Raw genomic sequence first — 23,411 nt, forward strand, 5'->3', positions numbered from 1 at the left:
TTCAGCGAGTTTGAGAAACAATGCGGATGGATTTATATGGCTACCGCCCGCACTATATATCTATGAGTGGGGTTAGGTACAACACTATCAAAAGGGTAACAGGTAATAAGGATTAATGTTGCTTTATCGCTATTGTATTCATTACTCATTGAATCGTCATACATGAGTTCGACTTGTGACTGATGAGCAATACGCAAACTGCTAACCTGAAATTTTTGACGCTGACCGCTAGTTTTGACTTCAATCACATCGCCCTGTTGAATATTTTTCAAATCATTAAATTGTGTATCTCTGTGACCCACAATCACACTGTTACCTATTTCTCCTGGCAATGGGGTGGCACTTACATGTGTAGGGGCAAATGCTAAGTTTCGACCACTTGCCCCAGCTAATACATACCAGTCGTTATGATTAAAATGCAGCTCAGCAACAGGGTAAGTATCTGCCCATGGCCAAGGGGGGTGTTGTTGCTCGTCTTGCAGGGTTTTATGCCAAGCATTTGAGATTAAATATTGGGCGAATTCAGCTTTTGCAAAAATATAAATGCCGTGAGAGAACTGGTAACATCCTAAAGCGAAAAACAGCGCTAACCACTTGTGCTTAAAAACATAAGCTAGTGTTGTTGAAACTTTACTTTTCTTTTTGTAAGTAAGTGCATACATATTGATAATCCTATTAAAATTAGACCTATAATTATATTTAGTTGTGCATTAGTGGCTGTTTTTGGCAAGCTCCCTATGTACATTTTTGGTTTGTTTTTAGTGCCTGCCGGTAAATTATTGGCAACCTTTCTATTTTTAGATTTGATATTTTCTGGTTTGGAAGGCGTCACATCAACTGCCACTAAACTGGTGTATTGGCTGACTAAATGATGATTTAGCGCGGTTTGTGTAATGAGCTGTTGATACTCTTTATCTGCTAGCTCTGAATGTTGAGGAGTCATTCTAGCCCGGCGTTTATCTCGGCTAAGCTGTGCAATTTTTTCTCTGGCCCATAATACATTTAGCCCAGCTTGCCTAGTAATGGCTGTTAAAGTTAAATCAGTTTGCCAAGCATTGCCTTGGTATTGAGCTGATAAAGAAATATCTTGGAATTTTTCCTTATCTGAACTAGGCATGTTTAATTTATAGCTAAGTATCAGAGGTTCACCATGATACAAATCGCCAATGACATTGGGATAGATTTCAAGGTTTTGCATATTGGCCTTTACTGGGAGCTGTAAATTGATATCTGTTAAAGCTGGGTGTTCTAGCTTAGTAAACAAGACCTGCATTTTCTGTTGAACTTGGTCGGTCGAGCCAATATAGGTGAATGTGCCTTTGCCCATTTTGGCTGCTTCAGTCATAAAGTAGCTGTTTGGTGCACTGCCAATGCCCACAGTAAATAACCTTGAATCGGCTAAATCATTAGTGATCTTTTGCATTAATGATTCTTCATTAGACACACTACCATCAGTGATAAAAATGACTTGGCGTAATATTGTTGATGATGGTTTTTCAGCCGATGTGCTTGTGGTTGCAGAAAGGGCTAGATCTAAAGCACTGAACATTTCGGTGCCACCATTGGCTCTAAGTTCAGATATAAACGTTATGGCTTGTTGTTTGTTGTTGGCATTGGCGTGTTTAGGTTGTTGCCATAAGTTTTGTGCTTGGTTATTAAATTCAATAAGGTTAAACGTATCTTTTTCGGTGAGCTGGTTGATGCCTAATATTAGTGCCTGTTTAGCTTGCGCAATCGATTCACCTTCCATTGAACCTGAGGTGTCTAGAACAAAAATGACTTCTCTGGCTTGTTGCTTAGTTACATCTGTTAATTGGGATGTTGCTGGTGGAAACAGCATGATCAGCCCATATTGATGGCCGTTTACGTTTTGGCTAAAGTGAGATGTTGATGGCACCGCGCCTAACTCGGCTTGCCAAGTTAACACAAAGTCTTGATTGGCAACTTTATCGCCAGTTAGTTGAATATGATGACTACCGTCAGACAATCGTTTGTCTTTTATTGGGTGAAATTCACTGGTGAGTTGCTGTACCTCAAAGCCTGATTTTAAGTTGACCGTTAAGTCAATTTCATCTTTATCAGCAGAGCTTGTTGGCTCTGTAAATATAGGTGTGGCAGCTAATTCAGTTGTTTGATTTTCTTGGGGTGAATATCTAGGGGTTATGGTCATAGGAAAGCGCAGACTATAGGTTTGTTTATCTATGGCTAACCTTTGTTGATATTCAATACTGATCTCTATGCTTTCACCAGGGGCGATGTTAGCGATGGAATTGGAAAACATATTGGGCCGGTGCTGAGCGACTAAGCTGGCCTTTTTCCCGGCTTTTTTTGCGTCGTTATAGATTTTTTGGGCCAGTTGTTTTTCTTTTATCTGACCTTCTATTTTGCGCTCACCTACCGTGATTAATAGATGATCAACTGCTGAATTTTCTGGTAAAGGAAAGACATACTCTGCATTAACCCAATCTTCACTGGCGTTTTTGAATGTTTGAGTCAAACGAGTACGGGCGATAATGCCCGTAACTTGAATGTCTACTTGGGTTTTTAATAAGGGGCTGATAAAGGTTTGTGGTGTTTGGTTACTGGCATTTGGGTTATCAACAGTAAAATATAAGGTGCCTCTTGTTACTTCTGCGGAGTCGCCCACTAGTAGGTTTTTTAAGTTTGCCGTGTTTATGGCCGCAGCCAATGTATTGTTACTTGTATCTGAGTATGCAGTTTTATTGGTTAAGGCGGGCACTGCAAATTGCAGTGCCCCTAGACCAATTACCGCAAGTGCTATGATGGCGACTTTAGGTATTGATATCATTTTGCTATTCCTGTTTTACCAAAAGGTGGGATTTACCGGTAATTAATAAGTAGCAGTAATAGCTGATTGGTTATCAGATACTTTTAAATGCACACGACGATCAAAAAAGTCATCTTCAAAATTTTCTCCAGAACTAACAAGACTCGACTCTCCGTAAGAATAAGTAAGTACTTGCTCTGAATTAACCCCCTTGTTAATAAGATAGTTTTTGACCGAGATGCTTCTTTGTTCTGACAATGCTTGATTCAGTTCTTGGTCACCTCTTTGATCGGCAAAACCCGAAAGGTTAACGCTTAGTTTGGGATTGTTGATTAAAGTTTGCGCCACTAAGTCTAATTGTGGATGGTAGTGTTTTTCTAATAAATGAGAGGCCGTTTTGAATTGAATACTGCTTTCAATTTCTGGGAGGCTTCTTTCTAAGGCTTGATCTAGTGAAGCAATTTGTACCATAGACACTTGCTGAGCTTGTTCGTATTCATTACGCATGGCGACTAACGCTTGGTCTTTTTCTTGTAATGAGTTTTTTACTAATTTTAATTCTGCATCTGAATTGACATCTTCAGCGATTAATAAGCCAAATGCACTGGCGACTATACCGCCCAAAGGTCCAGCGATAAGAGTGCCGACAACCGCACCAGAGCTAAAGCCAATCAATTCATTTTTCTTTTTTTGCGCTTTAAGTTCTGTCGCAAAGGTGTTGCCAGACAATAAACAAGTTAAGGCTAAAGTGGCTGTGATTTTATTAATAGATAGTTTCATGTTTTTCTCCAAATAGTTTGTGGTAAAGCGTTACCTGATTAATTCCTCTCTAGTAAACAAAGAATTAATGACTGATTCAGGGAGGAAAAATGGCAATGTGGTGATCAAATGTGGCGAAAAAATGGAAATTGATAAAGATGGGCAATCAAGCGCTACGCAAAATAAACTTTTACGATATAGTGCCAATACAAAATCAGCAGATTAAGTTTATCCATGTCAAAACGTATTGCTTTGGTTGAAGATGACCAAGCCTTAAGAGAAAACTACATTTCAGCCTTAACTAAACAAGGTTACGAAGTGATGCCCTATGCCAATCGTCCAAGTGCCGAGTTGGCTTTTGCCCAGCGTCTACCAGATTTAGCCATTATTGATATTGGTTTAGAAGATGAAATTGATGGTGGTTTTTCTGTTTGTCAGCAATTACGTAGTTTATCTAAAACCCTGCCGATTATATTTTTCACTGCGCGGGATAACGATTACGACACAATTTGCGGATTACGTATGGGCGCAGACGACTACTTAACCAAAGATATCAGTTTGCCGCACTTATTAGCTCGAATTGCTGCATTATTTAGACGTACTGCTTTATTAGGTTTACCGCAAAATGAAACAGATCTGATACATACGGGTGATTTGATCATGGACAGTAAACGTATGACAGTCAGTTGGCAGGGCCAACCTATAGAACTAACAGTGACTGAATTTTGGATGTTACATGCTATTGCCAAATTTTCTGGGCATGTGAAAAGTCGCCAACAATTAATGGACGAATCAAAAATGGTAGTCGATGACACCACTATCACTTCTCACATAAAACGTATTCGCAAAAAGTTTATGAATTTTGATCCACAATTTGACTGTGTTGAAACAGTTTATGGTATGGGTTACAGGTGGAAAAGTAACAGATGATAGCCTTGACTAAAATGGCCGATAACATTGTAGAACAGGTATTCTAAAATGGGTCGTATTCGTTTTGGCATTCGCCTCAAGTTATTGTTTTTCTCTTCGTTTTTATTCGCCATACCTTGGTTGGGATATCAATATGTGTGGGAAATGGAAGCCTATTTACGTATTGGTCAAGAACAAACTATGGTGGGCACAGCAAGGGCGGTAGCCACAGCTTTGCATGAACGACCTGCACTTTTTGATAGTCAGTCTTCTTACTTAACCGATGTCAAACCAGGTACAGATTTATACGCTTATAAGATCTCGCACCCTATTCAACTAGACGGTAAATTTGATGATTGGCAAGATTATCAACATTTAGCCATGGACTACGGCGGACAACATTTATTTGATCAAGTGGCTGCTTATCAACCAGAAAGTTTGCACTTTACGCATATGGTGGGCCAATACGGTAAATACTTATATGCCATGTTTGATGTGACCGACGACACTGTCTTGTTTCGCCCGCAGAATAGCTTACGAATTGATAAGAATGACTATTTGCAAATCGCAATGACTGATGAGCGAGGAGAGTTTCAGCGTTATGTTGTGGCGCCCAAAACCCAAGGTTGGGTCAATGCTTATTTGCTCGACAGCCAAGTTGACACAATTCAACCCCTTAAACTTGAAACTAGGATCCAAGGTCAATGGCGTAATACTCAAACCGGTTATCAGTTAGAGTTACGTTTCCCCATTACTATGATGTCGAGCAAAATCGCCTTTGCCATTGTAGATGTAGATAATGCTTATACTCGTGAGCCTGAATACACTATGGGCACAGCCAACCCGGCAAAAGTAGATTCGTTAGGTACAGTGTTAGTACCCTCTCCTGAAATAGAAAAAATCCTCAAAGGTTTAAAATACTCTAATGCTAGAGTTTGGGTAGTCGACAAACATATGCGAGTTTTAGCGCGCTCAGGCAATATTCAACGTTCGACTGGAGTGAGCAGTGATATTACTCAGTTAGCCAAAAAAGGCTGGTGGGATTACATTGAAAGCCATTGGTTATTGCCCCTTTATTATCAGATATTAACTAAACCGCCAGCTGAATTTGTCGATGATTTACGAGATGCTTACGCCCTAGAAGGGCAAGATATCCGCCAAGCCTTAGATGGCACGCCTAGTTCCTTATGGCGCTTAAGCCCCGATAACAAAGCGGTAATCATGTCTGCGGCTCATCCTATTTATATTGATGAAAATGTGATGGGCGCAGTGGTGGTAGAACAGACTACAAATGGTATTCGAACCTTGAGAAACAAAGCCTTAGAACGACAGTTCCATTATATTTTATTGGTTATTTTGATCAGTACTTTGGCATTATTCTTAATTGCTTCACGTATCTCTTGGCGTATACGCCAATTAAGAAACGCCACTGAAAACGCCATCGATCATAATGGTAAAATCATAGGCACGATAAAACCTTCAAATACTCGTGATGAAATTGGTGACTTGTCACGCAGCTTTGCCAACGTATTAAGTCGTCTTGGGCAATACAATACTTACTTAGAGAATATGTCTTCTCGTTTGTCTCATGAGCTACGCACCCCTGTGGCGATAGTGAATTCGTCTTTAGATAACTTGTCTTTAGAAGAACAAAGTGATGACAGCAAGCAATATGTGGCTAGAGCGAAACAAGGGATAACTCGTTTAAGTCGCATTTTAACCAACATGAGTGAAGCCACACGATTAGAACAAGCGATGCAAAGTAGTGATCTAGAAGATTTTGATGTAGAGGAATTGCTCAGAGGTTGTGTTGCTGGTTACCGTCTTGCCTACAATAACCGTCACTTTGATATTCATGTGTCTGTTTCAAACTCAGAACTTAAAGGCTCGCCAGAACTGTTTGCGCAAATGTTAGATAAAATTATTGCCAATGCTGTGGAGTTTAGTGAAGCAGACTCAAGCATTAAATTGCAGATGATCAATAATGACAAAGGTCTTATTTTGACTGTGGTTAACCAGGGCAGTGTATTACCAGAAGACATGCAATATCAGTTATTAGACTCTATGGTCTCGGTACGTAAGCAAAAAAATAGTGAACAACCCCATCTAGGATTAGGTTTATACATAGCGAAAATTATCGCCCAATTTCATCATGGAGATATAAGAATCGATAATCTTAAAGATAAATCAGGGGTGGTTGTGAGTTTAAATTTTAAAAATATATAAGTAATTTTACCACTATACACTTCAGTTAAACGTTGAGACACTGATTTTCGGTTAATCCCTTAAGGAAGCAAATATGATTTCGGCTAGTGTTGCAGAATGTATGACTAAAGATTTTGCCAGAATTAAACCAGAAATGATGGTGGCAGAAGCTTCAGCAAACTTGATTAAAAAAGCCTTGCTTGGCGGGCCAGTTATCGATGACACCGGAAAACTAGTGGGTTGGATCTCTGAACAAGAATGTTTGCAAGTCACCTTACAAGTGGTGTATCACAATACCCGAGTAGCAACTGTCAAAGATGTGATGCAAACAGAAGTGATGACGGTTCGCTTAAATCAAGATGTGTTGTCTATTGCTGAACAAATGTTAGCTGCCAAACCCAAAAGTTACCCAGTAGTTGACGACAATAATAAAGTGTTAGGGGTGATTACCCGTAGGCACATTTTAAACATGTTAGATAATAAACTAAGAGAAATGGCCTAATTAATCACGTTGGAGATTGAGCTTTAAAGTAGACAGCCGAATATTGATTATTGCAGGCTATCTACTCTTGGGCAGTTTAAAAGTTATTTAACTGGATTTGATGTTTTGTAAACATCAAAATTAATGTCATGTAAATCCACATGTTTTAACATTGTGCCAGTGCTCAGTAATACCACTAATAACCAATATAGGGTATTGAATATAGGCTCCCACAGCTCTAATAAGTAGGTGTCTACACTGCGATTAAATATAAAAAAGATACTAATTAAAATACTTACCGAGATGTAAGAACGTAAAGCCGCTTGTGTGGCTGTATGTCTATCTTTAGCGCTCTGGTGAGGGTCGAGCCTTTTTCCTCTGACTAGAATGTAACCCAGTACGATAAATAACAAGTTAGCTAATACCATCGAACCAAATAATATGGCGATATCAAAATCGAATACAAAATTGTTAAAGCTTAGAATTAAGTAACTACAGATTATAAACATGGCTACTGCAGCAAATAGCTGCATAGGTGAAATGAAAGAAAATAAACCTCTAGGATTAAGTTCGGCAGAGCGTTTGCTGTCGGTGTTTAAGTTACGCATTAGTTTGAATTGTTTAAAGGCCGACAGTTCTAAGATAAAAAATGGTATCGCCTGCACCAATCCATACATCATAGGCACCATATTAAATTGGTCTAGAGTTTTGTCACCCGTGAATAAAACCATACTAATGACTACCATTATTCCCAAACCTAACAACAGAATTGCGCCATTAATTAAGCCAAACACTATTTTGCCCTTTAAGGCCGTTTCGTAACCTTTAGGGTATAATTTAGCATGGGTACTGTGGGGATAATGCTCAAAAATATAAGCCATTTTGCTTTTGATTTTCTTAGGATAATAATAAGAAATAAGTACAATTTGTACACTAAACATAAAGCTGAATAATAATTCAATCCACATAATAATTTCCTCGTTTGATAAGGTTAACCAGAGTCCGTCTAGGTTAGTTGTTAGTTAATATACTGTTGAAGGTAATGCGCATTTCGGAGTCAGTCACACCGGCTGCTTTCATGCGAATAATTAATTCTGCAAATTGTTGGTTGACCCAATGGCTCAAATCTACATGACAGTTACTTTTGGCGTCTGGATGAACAAAGGTGCCTCGATACCCTTTACTTTGAATCACTGCGTCTCTTTCTAGTAATTTGTATGCCTTAGAAACTGTTTTGCTATTGATTTCGAGATCATTTGCCAACTGCCTGATGGAAGGCAGCGGATCTCCCGGTTGCAGTAAATCTTTAACCACCGCTTGTTTAATTTGTTCAATCAGCTGGGTAAAGATTGGTTTGGGATCATCGAGATCGATTGTAATATTCATAAATATTCTCATGCTCCAGTTGTTCCGTGTGTAGTAATGGTACAACTAATTTGTCAATGATCAAGTGTTTTTAAATAACATATTCTTTCGTAAAAATATCAATACGGGTATATGGTTAATAAATGAACAGTTTTTCTTTCTTTGGTATCTTGGTTAAGTTTCTGTTAGATAAGGATATTGTTATGAATGACGTAAAACAAATAGCGGGTTTGACACCCTTACGAGGTGTCGCTGCATTATTGGTGATGTTAATGCACTATCAATTGTTTATTGCCCCACTTGTACCAGTAGGCACAACACACTTATTTGATAAATTGTATTTAATGGTCGATTTATTTTTTGTTTTGAGTGGTTTCATTATGTATCACGTTTATGGAGGTTTATTTGCAACTGGGATAAATAAAGCAAAGTTCACTAAGTTTGCTCGAGCTCGGTTTGCTCGGATATATCCCTTACATCTAGCTACCCTTCTGTATTTAGTGGCGCTGGCTATGGTATGTCGCCAGTTTGGTGTCACCATTGATGGATTTGCTGGTTTCTTGTTTAACTATGAAGCCGTGCCTTATCAGTTAATCATGTTGCAAGGAATTGGACCATTTCATGAAGCTCTGTGGAATACACCTTCTTGGTCGATTAGTACAGAGTGGTGGACCTATATGGTGTTTCCATTGTTTATGTTTTGTTTGTTCAAATTTGCTGGATGGCTGAGGCTAGTGTTTGTGCTTGTTATTGTTGTGGCATATTTCTGGATTATGTTTGAGCTACAGCCGGCATTTTGGGCGGCGAGATGGGAGGAATTGGGTATACCAGACTCTATTCCTTATCCAGTAGGAACAATCGATGTCATCACGGGCTCTGCATTTTTGCGCTGTTTATGCGGTTTTGTTTTAGGTTTACTGACATACGAAGTATATGTTCGAGATTTATTTAAACCTTTATTCGCCTCTGGTTGGCTGTTTGCTTTAAGTTGGTTATTGCTGTTAGTGGGTTGGCATTTCGATTGGATCTACGACCCCATTGCGGTAAGTGTTTTTGCTATCATCATATTAAGTTTATCCTTTAATTCATCAGGCTTAATTGCCTTTTTTAGCCATAAAAGTTTCCAATTTTTAGGCGACATCTCCTATTCATTGTACTTAGTACATATGCCTATTTTACTTAGCTTTATCGTCTACAGAAAAGCTATGTATTACCCAGATGTAGCAGAGTCAAGTTTCGGAGTCGGTTATACCTTTTCAATGACTCACGCTTGGTTAGGCTTGTTTGTTTTTTTAGTGCTGACCATAGCCATTTCCAGTTTAAGTTATCGTTATATTGAACAGCCCGCACGTAAAATGCTTAAGTAGTAAGACTGAGCTTATGTTCAATGCTTCTATCACCGTGGCAGCCATAGCTTTTATCAGCTAGCGACTTGTCGATAAGCTAAAGCATTGTTGAAGCGCTCTATTTTGAGCGGGGTAAAGCACAGACTCCGCTGAGTTTTATTACTGCTTGTGTCTTTTTGTGTGTTTATGGCAAGGCTTGATTGATCATCTGGTATATGCCAAATGATTTTACTGGATACCGTTAAATGCAACACATGGCCAGTGTGCCAGTCGCAAAAAAGTAAACCGGCAATTGGATTAATGGTTAAATTACCTAAAGTGTTAAAAAATCCGTTACCTAGATAGTCGTCTACCCATAGTTCGCCAGTCTTAGAAATCGCCACAAAACCAGCAGAGCCACCGCGATGAGAGATATCTGCACCACGATTACTGTGTTGTTGGCCATCGTCAAAATGGCTGGCAATAAAGAAAGTATCAGCCTTTAAAATGAGTTGTTTGTCGGCTTGTTGTAATTGTTTACTGGTACTGCTGGTAAACTCACCATAATCAAAATTACGGGTAAATATTTTAGCTTGGATATATTTAGGACAATTGCCGTAGCTTTGTAAAACTTTTAAGCGAATGGTTTTTTGATTAATCTCAGTAATTAAGGCGTTCACTCGGTTGCGTCTTTTCGTGGCAAATTCAATGCCGAGCAATCCCACTCTATCACCTATTTTTAACTGTTCTATGACAAAATCGCCTAGTGAATATTGAGCGTTGATTAGTAATTCGGTTTCGGTAGGAGGTTGAATAAAACCTGGCTCGCCAAACAATATGCTGGCATTAACAGATTCATTATAATCGCTATAAGCTATATAAATCATAGACAAGCCCGAAAAAAAATCTCTGTGCTGTTGCGGCATAAATTTACGAATATATTTAGGCCCTATTTCAGACATACGTTCAGCCGTGCCCGCCCTGTTTTGCATGGCGAGTTCGCCAGAATGCCAGCTAATTTGCGAATGTTGGTTCATGCTATAAGGCCGTATTAAGCGCTGATTAATTCAAGTCGGATACCACCGGGAATGAAACACATCATATGATGGATCGGTAAATCGCCTAATGGCTCTGGGGCAAACTCAATTTCAACGTTATCAAGTAAACAAAATTGTTGATGTAGAGTATTGAGTGCTTCGACACTACCCACTTTAAGGGCAAAATGATGTAAACCTACATTTTGTGTACGGTCAAAAGGCACCATGTTTTTTGTGTCTTGAACCTGCCATAGTGTCAGCATAACTGTGCCATCAGATACAAAAATAGCAGGGTAATCTGGTTTTTCGCCCACTTGGCTAAAATGTAACTGCTCAATAAAAAAAGCCGCCGTTTGTTTAATGTCTGGCACATTCAGACCTAAGTGATGAATACCTAATGTACCAACAGTTGTGGCATCAGTAGTTGCAGAACTGGTTTTATTACACATATTGAATGACCTTTATCTCATGTTATTTGGGTAGTTAAGTTTGTTGTTTAACTTTGTATCTTTATTGGGGTGAACCAATCTGTCTACCACTATAGGTGAACAGAACTGTTTACGTCAAGCTCAAAGTGTTTATAATTTAGCGTCAGTAGAAAAGACAAAGGAAAAACACTTGCAGCCCAGAAAACAACATTTAGTGGATACCGCGCTAATATTATTTAATCAGCATGGATATCATGCTACTGGAATAGATTTGATTTTGGCCCAAGCCAAAGTATCGAAAGCCACCCTGTATAAACATTTTCGCAGTAAAGACGAATTGATTTTAGCGGCACTACAACAAAGACATGAACAAGTGTTAAGCATGATAAAAGCCAAAATAGATGCCGCTAATTGGGCAGGGGATTCTGGTGTGTTGGCAATATTCGACGCCTTAAATGAATGGTTTAATAGTAGTCAATTTTTTGGTTGTAACTTCATCAACGCCTGCGCCGAATTTACCAGCGCCCTTGATCCTATACATATATTTTCAGCTCAACATAAACAAGCCGTAGTAGAGTTAATCCAGAGCCAACTAAAAGACAAAAATATAGAGCAAGCCGAACAAATCGGCTTATTAGTTGAAGGAGCAATTGTACTAGCCCACACCAGAGGCATAAAACACTCAGCAATAATGGCTAAAGAAATGGCCCTTAATTTATTAAAGTAATTTAAGAGTGAGTGCTTGCTATTATAAAATTTAAGGGCACTACTTACATTTGAATTGATATAGAAAATTAGTGAGGACTAAGTTTCAACAAACCTGATCTCGCAGGTAAGTTTTTAAGGAATATGAACTCTTTCTTCATGGAACAAGAAAAGACTTAAAGCATTCACCACAGGGACACAAAGCGCTTCGCTCACAGAGAAGAGCAAATATATTTCTTGATAAAAAAACACAGATCTCATTGATTGAAATTGAGTGCGACCAAACCCGATAGTCATGAATGTGCCAAAGTAGTCGTTGAGCAGAAGCTCTCTGACTGGCAGCTTTGATTTTAGAGCCTAATAGCAGACGGTCGAAGAGTCTGGTAAAAGAGACGTGTTAATACATTAACTATTTCATCTCGCATCCATCGGACTTATTGCTCCAGATTTATGCTTACCTAAAACGTGGGTGTAAATTTGTGTGGTTTTTACATCATCATGCCCCAGTAATTCTTGCACGACTCTGATGTCATGCCCTGTTTCAAGCAATCGCGTCGCGACAAATTTGTCAGGAACTAAATTTGAACATCCGCAGGATGGCCCGCAGGGGAAAATGCATGGACGCATTTTATAATCGAATGCCGAAAGGTATGTGATGTAACCCGTTTTAAAATGCCTGCTTCTTGCACTGCTTTCTTTAAGGCCTTTCGAAATCCTGTTTGGTGAAGGTGATGACGGCATACATAGCCATCGTATGGGTGAACACATCGTGTAGTTGAAGGAAATATATATTGCCAAGATAAGTTTGTCGCAGCTTTGCCGTATTTACGAATTAGAGCAGGTGGCAGTGATGACAGCCCATACCCATCATCAATGTCCTTTGGTGAATACACTCCACTTTTTGAATTTGTTTAGTAATCTCGGTCTTAGCCAATTCTGGGAACATGGTTACACGGTCTTTTTGGCCTTTTGAGCGAAAAATAAAAATAGTATTTCGTTCAAAATCAAAATCCTTTACGCGCAGCTTCAGCACCTCAGATATACGAAATCCCGCGCCATACATTAATGCCCCAATAGTATGCTGAACCCCTCGTAATTTATCGATTACAGCAATAGCATCATTATGACTTAACACTTCAGGTACACGGACAGGCGTCTTAGCAAATTTAAAGGACATATTAGTCAAGTCCATATTAAGCACATGACGATACATAAAATCGATAAGTTATTAATTTAACTATGGAAAATATTCTTCACATAGCTTTTAATAGGAAGCAAGAAAGTCGCGTTAAAGTCAGGTCTCCTTTTGCTTTTGCAACTCTGTGCGGTTTTGATGGCATGATGGTAAAAAATACATAATAAAATCAAAAGGTAAGAACTGAAAGTGATGGAAATTAAAATCAAATCGAGAAGTTACATATACGACATGCTCGATAATAAGCGTTAGCATGCCAAAGTGTATTTTCAGTTGGCTACCTAAAAGTGGTGTGCAACGCGGTTAGCTTTTTAGCCCATCACGGTCGGTAAAAAAGGTTCACGTAACTAGTAAGTTCTGGCAATATCAATCATCAATTACTGACAAAGCTAAGGCAACGAACAATGCAATCACACAATTTAAACAAGGCAGTCACAGTTTGTTAGTTCATCAATCAATTCAAGCAGCCTCACGCAATGCGGCTGCTAACAAAAACATCAACCGGAAAATAACTCGCATTCGCTCGGTATTTTCCGGTTATGTTAAGCGTTAGTGCGTCAAGCGAAGCTTGATGCATCTTGCAGGGTGTAAGTCCCTGTCAGGTAAGGCTTAGCCAACCACCTGTATCGAGTGTTGCACCTATGGCGGAGTCTGGGATTGGTGAGATACTTATCAGCGATGTATTCGCAACCGGATGAACAATATAGGTGAAGCGTACACAGAGAATTATATAGGCCATAGGGAATGCGTGTTCCTGAAGTGCTGTTATCGCTCCGATAATAAATTAAGTTCTGACTGACGAGGCTTGTAACGCCGTCGAAGTCCAAGCAAAGCAACCGTTATTCAGCGTGTCTGAAATGGCAAGGTTGTGGCGAGTCAGCGGAGTTCTAAAGCCATGGCATGTATAAAGAGATGTATTGAGAACTTGAGAGAGCCAAAGGTGTTCCATAAGGAAAATGGTAGGGTAGCCAAGCCACAAGCAAGGCGAACGATGACCCTTTGGCAGTCAGACTTGCTCATAGTAGTTTGAGGTTGGGAAAGCCAACCACATGGCGAAGGGGCAAGCCGTTATATCAGGTGTTTAGCAGATACATAGACCGGACAAAGTAGGGCTGGAAATACTATGACAACCGCACTAAATGCCATCACATTTAAATCACAGACACACCCCAACCATAGATTTCAGAACCTATATGGATTGCTAGGAGATGATTTACTGTATCAAAGTTGGGGGCAACTGAATAGTAAGCGTCCGGTAAACCACACCTAGTCATTAAGGTTTGTTAATTTGAAAATACCTTCCCATTATTAAGGAGAGGTATTATGAAGCATAGAACACTAGATGAGTGGCGAGAGTTGATTTCCCAACAACAATCAAGTGGCTTAGCCATTATTGATTTCTGTCGAGAGCACAGGCTTAGCACATCGAGTTTTTATAAATTTCGTGGGCAATTACAACAACAAAATCGTGAGCCAAAATTTCTAAAGGTCAGTAAGCCCACTGTTGATACTAAGGTTCAGTCTACAATTTTGCTCACCTTTGGTGAGGTGTCTTTATCTTTTTCCTCAACTTGCGAGCCTGCTTGGTTAGCAAATTTCGTCAAGGCGTTGCAATCATGAAAATGTTCGTTGAGCCAGATGACATATATTTACACTTATCGCCCATCGATTTTCGTAAATCCATCAATGGTTTATTGGTGATGGTAGAAAATGAGTTGAAGATGAATGCGTTTACCGGTGCTTTGTTTCTGTTTTGTAACAAGAAGCGAGATAAATTGAAGTGTTTGTACTGGGATAAAACCGGCTTTGCATTATGGTACAAACGCTTGGAGAAACATAAGTTCAAGTGGCCTAACGAGATGGAACTGAGCCATATGCATTTAAGCGAACAGCAACTTCACTGGCTATTATCTGGCTTTGATGTGATGGGCCATCAGCCATTGCAATACCGTGCCTCTGGCTTATAACCGCAGATCATAAGCAGCGATTAACGATCACGAATTGGTCTAAATAAATTAAGGTTATCAATGGGTTATTGAGAGATAATAACGGTATGCCTATTGATATCACCTCTCTCCCAGATGATCCAGCAGCACTCAAAAAGCTGTTGTCTGAAGTTGTTGCCCGTAACCAGTTCTTAGAAGAGCAGTTCCGCTTGGCTCAACAAAAACAGTTTGGTGCCAGTAGCGAAGGCTATCCTGGTCAAGGTGAATTGTTTAATGAAGCGGAAGAGCTGGTTGAACAATCCGAAGTTGAGCCAGAGCAAGAAAACATCAGCTACGCCCGCAATAAACCTAAGCGTAAACCGTTACCAAACAACTTACCTCGTGAAGTTGTAGTGCACGATATTGCTGATGAAGATAAAGTCTGCGCTTGTTGTCATGGTGAATTACACAAGATAAGCGAAGATAAAAGTGAAAAGTTGGAATTCATCCCAGCCCAAGTCAAAGTGATTGAACATATCCGTCCCAAATATAGCTGCAGGGCCTGTGAAAAAGATGGGATAAGCAATCACATCAAACAAGCCCTGGTACCGAATTCTGTTATCCCTAAAGGCTACGCTACTCCAAGTTTACTGTCCCAAATCATCAGCAGTAAATATCAATATGGTTTGCCACTGTATCGCCAAGAAGCCATGTTCAAACAATACGGGATTGAACTAAGCCGTAAAACCATGGCCGATTGGGTGATAAAAAGTGCTGACATCCTGCAAGTACTGTATGACAAGCTCAGGCAAACCTTATTACAGCAATCTGTTATTCAGGCCGATGAAACCACGTTAAAAGTGGTAAACGAAGACAAAGCGACCAGTTATATGTGGTTATATGCCACAGGCGCCGACTCGCCAGAAGGAAAATTAGTCAATGCAGACATACCCAATATCGTGCTGTTTGATTACCATAACAGCCGAAGTGGCCAATGCGCAGTAGACTTTTTAGGGGCGTACTCAGGCTATCTGCAAGTAGATGGTTATGCGGGTTATCATAAAACCCAAGCCACACTTGCAGGCTGTTGGGCTCATGCGAGACGTAAATTCGTAGAAGCCAAAACTGCGCAAGGCAAGAAGCCAAGCGGCAAAGCCGACTGGGCCCTGAATCACATTCAAAAGCTGTATCGAATTGAAACCAGTATAAAAGACAAGTCTATTGATGAACGCTACCAAACACGGCAAGAAAAAAGCCTACCGTTACTTAAGCAATTTGAACAATGGCTGATAAAGTCAGAACAACAAGTACTGCCCAAAACTAAACTGGGCGAAGCAATTACCTACTGCTTAAATCAATGGGAAAAATTAACCGTTTACCGCAAAGATGGCAGATTAAGCATCGATAACAACCGTGCTGAGCGAGCCATAAAGACCTTCGTGATAGGCAGAAAAAACTGGTTGTTTAGTCAAACAGCCAAGGGCGCAAAGGCCAGCGCAGTTCTCTACTCAATTATCGAAACTGCCAAAGCCAACGGCCTCACGCCCTTCGATTACCTAAATCATCTGTTAGAGCATATCAGCCAACCGGATTACGACATCGAAAACCTATTACCATGGAATACCAATAACAACTAGGTGGGATCACCGGACGCTTACACTGAATAAACGAGCAGCCCCTGGTATTGATGGCATCACGATGCCGAAATACAAAGAATCGCTTGTGGAACACCTCACACGTTTAAGTTCAGCCTTGAAAGCTAAGTGCTATCGAGCAGGTGACATTAAGCGTGTATTCATACCCAAAAGTCATGGTAAACAACGCCCATTAGGCTTACCCACAGTGGATGACAAACTGGTACAGCAAAGCGTGAGTCAGATACTGCAAAGTATCTGGGAAGCGGATTTCTTGCCTAACAGTTATGGTTATCGGCCAAATAAGAGTGCGCATCAGGCGGTGCATAGCTTGAGTTTGAATCTTCAGTTTAAAGGTTATGGCTATATTGTTGAGGCTGACATTAAAGGCTTCTTCGATAATATTGACCACAACTGGCTGATGGAGATGCTTAAACAACGCATTGATGATAACGCGCTCTTGAGCTTAATCGGGCAATGGTTGAAAGCACGAATAAAATCGCCAGAAGGGGATTATCTCAAACCACAAAGCGGTACACCACAAGGCGGTATCATTAGCCCCGTGCTAGCTAATATCTATTTGCATTATGCGTTGGATTTATGGTTTGAGAAGAAGATAAAACCTCGCATGAGAGGCAGGGCTATGCTGATACGTTACGCAGATGATTTTGTGTGTGCGTTTCAGTATGCCAATGATGCCGAACGGTTTTACAGCGTGTTGCCAAAACGACTCAAGAAATTCAAACTGGACACGGCACCAGAAAAGACCAGCCTAATAAGGTTCAGTCGATTCCATCCAAGTCGTAAGCGCCAGTTTGTGTTCTTGGGGTTTGCGTTTTACTGGGGCATTGATGTAAAAGGTAAACCGAGATTAAGGCGACGAACTGCGAGTCAAAAGCAGCGAAGTAGCCTGAGCGAATTTTACCATTTCATCAAAGCCAAACGCTCGCAGAAACTAGCGACTTGGCTACCTCAATTAAAACGCAAACTCACAGGGTTTAGAAATTACTTTGGGCTACCCGACAACAGCCGCAGCGTAAGTAAGCTATATAATTATGTGCTACATAGTTTGTACAAATGGCTGAACAGGCGCAGTGGTCGTCGAAGTTACAATTGGTGTAATTTTAAGAAGATGTTAGAGTATTTCCAAATACAGAAGCTACGAGTTAGCAAAAGAGTGATTAATGTTGACTGGTATTAAAATGGCCGTGATTTACACGGGTGAATATATAACTGAAGAGCCGGATGCGGTAATTCCGCACGTCCGGATCTGTGTGGGGTCGGCTCAGTAATGGGCCGCTCTACCACGATGGTGTCTCATACTTATCCAGCATTGGTGTAACTTAATTATTATAATAAGGATGTTGTGTGAAAGAACTAGACCCAAATAAAATTGCAGTCGAATTAGTTAAACAATTTGCAAAACCTGTTTTTGATGGTTTAAATAAACTAACAAAAGATTCACATGAAAAATTACAAGTAACATTAAATACATGCTTTTCTAAATATATCATAAGAAGTTACGATAAATATTCGAAGACTAAAACAATATTATATCGAGATGCACCCGTAAATTTGAAAGAGTTTTATGTTCGAACAGATTTAGAAGTGTCATTTAGAGAGAAAATTCAAGAATCTGACTTTATAAATCAACTTCAAACAAATAAAAGAATTATTATTTCTGGAACAGCGGGTTCAGGTAAGTCAACATTTTGTAAGAGTATTTTTATAGATCTTGTTGAAAGTCCAATTGGAATATTTCCTATATTTGTAGAGCTAAGGCACTTAAATTCGGATACTGAAACAGATTTATTTGATTTTATTTTACAAACATTAACTGAAATAGAATCAACTTTTACTAAATCCCAATTAGATTATGCACTAGCTTTGGGAAAGGTTTTATTGATATTTGATGGCTTTGATGAGCTTAACAATGAGCTTAGAAAAAAATATGAGAAAGAGATAGTTCATATAGCAGCTAAATACCAAAACATTTTAATGATGTTATCAAGCCGTCCTGATAATAGATTTCATGGATGGGAAGAGTTTTATATTTATAGAGTGCTACCTCTAGATAAACAAAAATCAAAAGCATTAATAAGTAAATTAGATTACGACAGACAAGTGAAAAGAAAATTTTTGGAAATTTTCGATCAAAAACTATATGAGCAACATAAGAGCTTTGCAAGTAATCCGTTGCTATTGACAATGATGCTCTTAACATATGAACAAATTGCAGAAATACCGAATAAAATTCACTTATTCTACGAACAGGCTTTTTTAACTTTATTCAATAAACATGATTCTTTAAAAAGTTTATATAAACGAAAGTCTCATTCTAATTTGCCACTGGATGATTTTAAAAAACTGTTGTCTGCCTTTTCGATAGTCAGCTATGCAGACAGAAAGTATTATTTTTCGGAAGAAGAGATAAAAAAATACTTAAATAATGCTTTAAAAATTTCTGGGATAATACTAGAGAAGGAACTGTTTCTAAAAGACTTATTGGATACTGTTTGTATAATGCAAAGAGATGGAAACGGTTATACGTTTACACATAGGTCTTTTCAAGAATATTTTACCTCAATATTTTTAGTAACGTATGCTTCAGAGAATAAGTTTAAATTAATAGATAAAATTGCATTCGTTAATGATAGGGATGATGTAATACCTATGGTGTTTGATATTAATCAAGACTTAATTGAACAAGAATGGGTAGTACCTAGAATGGAATCTTTAATATCCGATTTATCAATAGTTCCTGACACTGTAAAAGGAAAGACTTTATTACTTTCGTTGGTTTATAGCGGTTTAACTACACGTGAAAAAGATGAACAACATAGTATTGCTTTTAGACTTTATAATCGGGAAGGAGATTCAGCACGTTTTATCCATATCCTTTTCAAAATATACAATGAAGAGCTACATAAATATCATAAAAAACAAAAAAATAAAGACGAAAATAACGAATCAAAACAAAAGTTAATTGAATTAATACTCGACGGGAAAGGTGAAGATCATGATTTCCTTAGTTTAGATGATGCGAATAATATGTTAGATGAGGTTACTCAGCTAATTTATGACTCACATTGTTATGAACACTTGAATACAAACTTAAACTACGTAAAAGAAAAGTTAAATTCTTTACGCGAGAAATATGCAAATAAGCAAGAAGAACTATCAGATCTACTTTTTAGTTAAACTAGTTATTTAGACACCTAGTTAGATATTTAGATAGTTAGTTATTTATAGTTATTTAGACACCTATAGTTATTTAGACACCCATTTTTAAAAAAGTAGCGAAATTGCTGTTTTGTTCTAAGCTTTAAGGCATTCAAATAACCAAGGATGGTCTGTTATGCCTCAGTCACGTAAATCTCAAATTTCCCTTATTGATACCCCTTATTACCACTGTGTTTCTCGCTGTGTTCGCCGTTCATTTTTGTGTGGTGAAGATAAGGTTACAGGTCAAAGTTTTGAGCATCGCCTTGGTTGGGTAGAAGAGAGGTTGTTGTTTCTTGGCTCGGTGTTTTCTATTGATATTTATTCGAGACGTCCTTGTCTCTCACCTTTCAGGCCGTTCTTCGAACGTTCAAAAATTGCTCCTGCATTTTTGTGTGCTTAGCGGTGATGAGTAATCAGCAAAATGTCTGGAACATTTTACAACAGCTTTAGCTGGCCCGAAGGGCGTAAGGCAGGATGCCTGAAGTACACGCATATCGTGCTGTGTGTGGATAAAGAGCAAGCACTACTGGCCTATGGAAGAGGTACTCTGGCGTTGGCATCAACTATACCAAGGCACATTGTTAAGCCAAAAGTATCAAAGACGTGACAAGTTGAGTAAAAGTGAGTTGTTTACCTTAGAAGAAACCACTGAGATTTATCGTCAGCGTTTATACGACATCAGTTGGCTAATGCGTAACCTCAATGAATACATAGCCCGTGAAGCTAATAAAGAAGATAGTTGCACTGGACGCTTCTGGGAAGGGCGCTTTAAATCTCAAGCTTTGTTAGATGAATCAGCGGTACTTGCCTGCATGGCCTATGTGGATTTAAACCCCATTCGCGCCAAGATGGAGACCACACCTGAAGCCTCAAAACACACCAGTATTCAAAACCGAATACAATCCCTCATCAAAGGTGAACAACCAAAAATACTCATGCCTTTTGTGGGTAATCACAGGCAAGACATGCCTAAAGGCATTGCTTACAGCTTGATAGATTATTGTGAATTGGTCGATTGTACAGGCCGTTGCATTAGAGACGATAAGGCTGGCCATATTGATCACCATAACAATCCAATTCTAGAGCGAATTGGCCTCAATTCAGAGCAGTGGTTAATCCTCACTACAGAGTTTGAACAACACTTTCATACAGCCGTTGGCAGTGAACATATGTTACAGCAATTCAAACAACACACAGACCATCAACGAATACGAGGGATGGCAAAGGCCAGAGCTTTACTTCAACAAGCCTAAACTTTATATATCAGACTTCTCATAACATTTAACCAACTTGGTTGGTTCATGCTGCCTAAAATTTGAGGCTAGCAACTTGTTGAGCTCGATTTTCCCTTTTAATACATAACTCAGCGCTTATTCCTGATCTCACACCAAAATGTCAAAATTACTCTCATATTTTATGCTTGTTGAATGGGCTGTTTTTGGTTAGTTTTTACTATGAGTGTCTAATTTAGTTCCTCATCTAACAAAAACATCATTTCGCTCGTAAACTCGCTGGGACAATTATTCACTGGCTGACTCGCTTCGCTCGGATTTTAGCCTACAAGTTTGCGCCCCTTATTTAAAAGTTATGTGCCGTAATGATATCGGAGTTGTGCTATTAAAATAGAGCCATCTTGTTGTTTATAAACGATCCGATGTTCATCATTTATACGACGAGACCAATAACCAGACAAACCATGTTTTAAAGGCTCAGGTTTTCCAATCCCTTCATTAGGCGTTCTTTGGATATCTTTAATTAGCAAGTTTATACGCTTTAATATTTTTTTGTCTGTTGCTTGCCAATAAAGGTATTCGTCCCAAGCTTTAGTTGAGAACGTTAGTTTCATTCACTAAGTTCTCGCTCAGTTCCTTTGCCAGCTTCAAGCTCGGCAATTGATTCTAAAAGGTTTCTAGCATTTGCTGGAGATCTAAGTAAATATGTAGTTTCCTGCATTGCGTTATAGTCTTCTAAAGACATCATAACAACAGGAGCTTCACTTTTACGGGTAATGATAATGGGTGCGTGGTCATTACAAACATGCGCCATTGTGTTTGCTAAATTTGCTCTAGCAGCTGTATAGCTTATTGCATCCATGGTAACTCCAAAATGTTCATGTACGTTTATTTGTACAATATAGCGTAGTGGCACATAACAAGCAATTAAACAGGGACAAAAAACAGTTGGCTTTTGTTCACTTCGTTCACTATTTTAGCCAAGCATTTTTGTCCGATTTAGAGCTGTAGCTCTATCATAAACTGAATATCCCTAAGGTCTGCTGATCGCTCAGGCTGTGTGAAAACTATTTTCAACCCATTATTTACACGAAAATTGATATAAGTACGTGTCGTACAATAAAATCTGACCACATTCTCCAACCAAGTAAGTACAAATTTTACGTGGCATTGCGTAATTAGTCTGATCGTTGGAGTTTTCACACTCCCTGCTCTCATTGCAGACATACAACAGACTTGAGTTGAAGTGGGGCAATTTTCTCGGAACTGCTAGTCAAAAATCTTATCTGAATTTCAACCGCAAGATATTTTGTTTATAAAAGAAATGGATTCCGGCCTATATAGTCATCCCTGTATGTAGTTAACAGGGAACACCGGAATGACGTTAGGAGAAATATGACAGGAATGAGTGTTTTACAGCGGTAGCTACAAACTCCAGTTGCTTAAGTGTGCAAAGCATACCCGATTGTGCAGCGATGTAAGCAGAGTATAAACACTTAATCTAAGCACTTGCTACCCGTGAAATCTGCTCATCTACATCGATTAAATGACCAGTTTTAAGCCATACTTTTGCGCCTTTATGCCCAGCCTTTATCTGCATTTGGCCATTGACTGGCAGTCGCAACCAACTGTGTTTAATTAATGTATCAGCTTGCTCGTCTATTGAACCTGCTAACACTAAAAGTTCTGCGCCACCTGTTACTGCTAAAGACATTTCAGCTTCAGGTTGAAAGTACAATAAACTGACTTCTTCGAAATCATCTTTGTATAAAGGGGTAACAGCAACATCTTTATAATCGGAATGTGGGATGCTGGCCATAAAATCAGTTTGCAAACGAACTTGGGTTCTATCCAAAATTTGAAACTGCCATAGTTTTACAAATATGACACAGCCATTTTTTGCGCCTGGTTGATGCTTAGATTGTGGTGGGTTTCTTACATATGAACCTGGGGGGTAATCACCATGTTCATCTTGAAATACACCCTCAAGTACTAAAAACTCTTCACCCCCTGTGTGTACATGAGGTGAAAATTCACTACCAGGGGCATAACGTACAATGCTAGTTGCACGAGCTACTTCGTCGCCCACTCTATCCAGAGGTTTTCTGTCTACCCCTGGCATAGGTGATGGGGTCCAGTTAAGTGACTCGCTATGTACAAGCACACGTTTATTAAAATCTGCTGCAACTTTCATTGAT

General features: G+C 39.2%; 24 protein-coding genes and 1 pseudogene. 13 read left to right on the forward strand and 12 right to left on the reverse strand.

Going from position 1 to position 23,411, the window contains the following annotated elements:
• Window positions 1-32: 32 nt before the first annotated feature.
• From GQR87_RS02060 to pdsO, 3 genes are read right to left on the reverse strand one after another with little or no spacing between them, the layout of a single operon-like run.
• Window positions 33-662 carry a class GN sortase gene (locus GQR87_RS02060; RefSeq protein WP_233267377.1) on the reverse strand — a complete coding sequence of 210 codons (630 nt, stop codon included), beginning with the start codon at window positions 660-662 and terminating at the stop codon, window positions 33-35.
• A complete protein-coding gene (locus GQR87_RS02065; RefSeq protein WP_158966063.1) occupies window positions 614-2,809 on the reverse strand; it encodes a marine proteobacterial sortase target protein in 2,196 nt (731 codons plus the stop codon). Before GQR87_RS02065 ends, GQR87_RS02060 begins: the two co-directional genes overlap by 49 nt.
• A gap of 42 nt (window positions 2,810-2,851) precedes the next feature.
• Complete coding sequence (gene pdsO / locus GQR87_RS02070) at window positions 2,852-3,568, reverse strand: sortase-associated OmpA-like protein PdsO (protein WP_158966065.1); 717 nt, start codon at window positions 3,566-3,568, stop codon at window positions 2,852-2,854.
• Between the two features lie 67 nt (window positions 3,569-3,635).
• On the opposite strand from pdsO, the gene GQR87_RS02075 reads away from it, so the two are divergent.
• From GQR87_RS02075 to GQR87_RS02090, 4 genes are all read left to right on the forward strand, one after another.
• The gene (locus GQR87_RS02075) at window positions 3,636-3,773 is read left to right on the forward strand and encodes a hypothetical protein (protein ID WP_158966067.1); all 138 of its coding nucleotides are present in this window, start codon (window positions 3,636-3,638) and stop codon (window positions 3,771-3,773) included.
• An 8-nt stretch (window positions 3,774-3,781) separates the two neighbouring features.
• On the forward strand, window positions 3,782-4,477 hold the full coding sequence (pdsR, locus tag GQR87_RS02080; RefSeq protein WP_158966069.1) for a proteobacterial dedicated sortase system response regulator: 696 nt from the start codon (window positions 3,782-3,784) through the stop codon (window positions 4,475-4,477).
• A gap of 48 nt (window positions 4,478-4,525) precedes the next feature.
• Complete coding sequence (gene pdsS, locus GQR87_RS02085) at window positions 4,526-6,682, forward strand: proteobacterial dedicated sortase system histidine kinase (RefSeq protein ID WP_158966070.1); 2,157 nt, start codon at window positions 4,526-4,528, stop codon at window positions 6,680-6,682.
• A gap of 73 nt (window positions 6,683-6,755) precedes the next feature.
• A complete protein-coding gene (locus GQR87_RS02090; RefSeq protein WP_158966072.1) occupies window positions 6,756-7,163 on the forward strand; it encodes a CBS domain-containing protein in 408 nt (135 codons plus the stop codon).
• A gap of 83 nt (window positions 7,164-7,246) precedes the next feature.
• Here GQR87_RS02090 and GQR87_RS02095 read toward each other — a convergent pair whose 3' ends face one another.
• Complete coding sequence (locus GQR87_RS02095) at window positions 7,247-8,110, reverse strand: hypothetical protein (protein WP_158966074.1); 864 nt, start codon at window positions 8,108-8,110, stop codon at window positions 7,247-7,249.
• A 43-nt stretch (window positions 8,111-8,153) separates the two neighbouring features.
• Window positions 8,154-8,528, reverse strand: coding sequence for a GntR family transcriptional regulator (locus GQR87_RS02100; RefSeq protein ID WP_158966076.1), 375 nt, complete (start codon window positions 8,526-8,528; stop codon window positions 8,154-8,156).
• A 122-nt stretch (window positions 8,529-8,650) separates the two neighbouring features.
• Here GQR87_RS02100 and GQR87_RS02105 point away from each other — a divergent pair, with 122 nt between their 5' ends.
• On the forward strand, window positions 8,651-9,874 hold the full coding sequence (locus GQR87_RS02105; protein WP_158966078.1) for an acyltransferase: 1,224 nt from the start codon (window positions 8,651-8,653) through the stop codon (window positions 9,872-9,874).
• A 53-nt stretch (window positions 9,875-9,927) separates the two neighbouring features.
• Here GQR87_RS02105 and GQR87_RS02110 read toward each other — a convergent pair whose 3' ends face one another.
• Both GQR87_RS02110 and GQR87_RS02115 read right to left on the reverse strand, forming a co-directional pair.
• Entirely contained in the window at window positions 9,928-10,869 is a 942-nt protein-coding gene (locus tag GQR87_RS02110; RefSeq protein WP_158966080.1) for a pyridoxamine 5'-phosphate oxidase family protein, read from the reverse strand.
• A gap of 14 nt (window positions 10,870-10,883) precedes the next feature.
• Complete coding sequence (locus tag GQR87_RS02115) at window positions 10,884-11,318, reverse strand: VOC family protein (protein ID WP_158966082.1); 435 nt, start codon at window positions 11,316-11,318, stop codon at window positions 10,884-10,886.
• A gap of 169 nt (window positions 11,319-11,487) precedes the next feature.
• Here GQR87_RS02115 and GQR87_RS02120 point away from each other — a divergent pair, with 169 nt between their 5' ends.
• Window positions 11,488-12,024, forward strand: a complete 537-nt coding sequence (locus GQR87_RS02120) for a TetR/AcrR family transcriptional regulator (RefSeq protein ID WP_158966084.1) — start codon at window positions 11,488-11,490, stop codon at window positions 12,022-12,024.
• Window positions 12,025-12,416: 392 nt separating this feature from the next.
• On the opposite strand, the gene GQR87_RS22615 is transcribed toward GQR87_RS02120, so the two are convergent.
• On the reverse strand, window positions 12,417-12,770 hold the full coding sequence (locus GQR87_RS22615; protein WP_370459629.1) for a tyrosine-type recombinase/integrase: 354 nt from the start codon (window positions 12,768-12,770) through the stop codon (window positions 12,417-12,419).
• Between the two features lie 64 nt (window positions 12,771-12,834).
• Window positions 12,835-13,179 (reverse strand): tyrosine-type recombinase/integrase, encoded by a 345-nt coding sequence (locus GQR87_RS22515; RefSeq protein ID WP_158966090.1) that lies wholly within the window; start codon window positions 13,177-13,179, stop codon window positions 12,835-12,837.
• A 1,141-nt stretch (window positions 13,180-14,320) separates the two neighbouring features.
• Here GQR87_RS22515 and GQR87_RS02140 point away from each other — a divergent pair.
• The 7 genes and pseudogenes from GQR87_RS02140 (at window position 14,321) to GQR87_RS02175 (ending at window position 21,234) form a co-directional block, all read left to right on the forward strand.
• Window positions 14,321-14,467 (forward strand): hypothetical protein, encoded by a 147-nt coding sequence (locus tag GQR87_RS02140; protein ID WP_233267378.1) that lies wholly within the window; start codon window positions 14,321-14,323, stop codon window positions 14,465-14,467.
• A gap of 53 nt (window positions 14,468-14,520) precedes the next feature.
• The gene (locus tag GQR87_RS02145) at window positions 14,521-14,817 is read left to right on the forward strand and encodes a hypothetical protein (protein WP_158966092.1); all 297 of its coding nucleotides are present in this window, start codon (window positions 14,521-14,523) and stop codon (window positions 14,815-14,817) included.
• Window positions 14,814-15,164: an IS66 family insertion sequence element accessory protein TnpB gene (tnpB, locus tag GQR87_RS02150; protein WP_158966094.1), complete on the forward strand. Its 351-nt coding sequence runs from the start codon at window positions 14,814-14,816 to the stop codon at window positions 15,162-15,164. The genes GQR87_RS02145 and tnpB overlap by 4 nt, the downstream gene beginning before the upstream one ends.
• Window positions 15,165-15,250: 86 nt before the next feature.
• Complete coding sequence (locus GQR87_RS02155) at window positions 15,251-16,759, forward strand: IS66 family transposase (RefSeq protein ID WP_158972858.1); 1,509 nt, start codon at window positions 15,251-15,253, stop codon at window positions 16,757-16,759.
• A gap of 22 nt (window positions 16,760-16,781) precedes the next feature.
• On the forward strand, window positions 16,782-17,957 hold the full coding sequence (gene ltrA, locus GQR87_RS02160; protein ID WP_255456469.1) for a group II intron reverse transcriptase/maturase: 1,176 nt from the start codon (window positions 16,782-16,784) through the stop codon (window positions 17,955-17,957).
• Between the two features lie 167 nt (window positions 17,958-18,124).
• Complete coding sequence (locus tag GQR87_RS02165) at window positions 18,125-19,957, forward strand: NACHT domain-containing NTPase (RefSeq protein WP_158966099.1); 1,833 nt, start codon at window positions 18,125-18,127, stop codon at window positions 19,955-19,957.
• Between the two features lie 157 nt (window positions 19,958-20,114).
• Window positions 20,115-21,234 (forward strand): annotated as a pseudogene (locus tag GQR87_RS02175) (transposase).
• Between the two features lie 332 nt (window positions 21,235-21,566).
• Here the strand turns inward: GQR87_RS02175 and GQR87_RS02180 are convergent.
• From GQR87_RS02180 to GQR87_RS02190, 3 genes are all read right to left on the reverse strand, one after another.
• Window positions 21,567-21,827 carry a Txe/YoeB family addiction module toxin gene (locus GQR87_RS02180; RefSeq protein ID WP_158966101.1) on the reverse strand — a complete coding sequence of 87 codons (261 nt, stop codon included), beginning with the start codon at window positions 21,825-21,827 and terminating at the stop codon, window positions 21,567-21,569.
• Window positions 21,824-22,075 (reverse strand): type II toxin-antitoxin system Phd/YefM family antitoxin, encoded by a 252-nt coding sequence (locus GQR87_RS02185; protein WP_158966103.1) that lies wholly within the window; start codon window positions 22,073-22,075, stop codon window positions 21,824-21,826. The genes GQR87_RS02180 and GQR87_RS02185 overlap by 4 nt, the downstream gene beginning before the upstream one ends.
• Window positions 22,076-22,714: 639 nt before the next feature.
• A complete protein-coding gene (locus tag GQR87_RS02190; protein WP_158966105.1) occupies window positions 22,715-23,407 on the reverse strand; it encodes a cupin domain-containing protein in 693 nt (230 codons plus the stop codon).
• Between the last annotated feature and the right edge of the window lie 4 nt (window positions 23,408-23,411).

This window comes from Paraglaciecola sp. L3A3 (assembly GCF_009796765.1).
Taxonomy (GTDB): Bacteria; Pseudomonadota; Gammaproteobacteria; order Enterobacterales; family Alteromonadaceae; genus Paraglaciecola.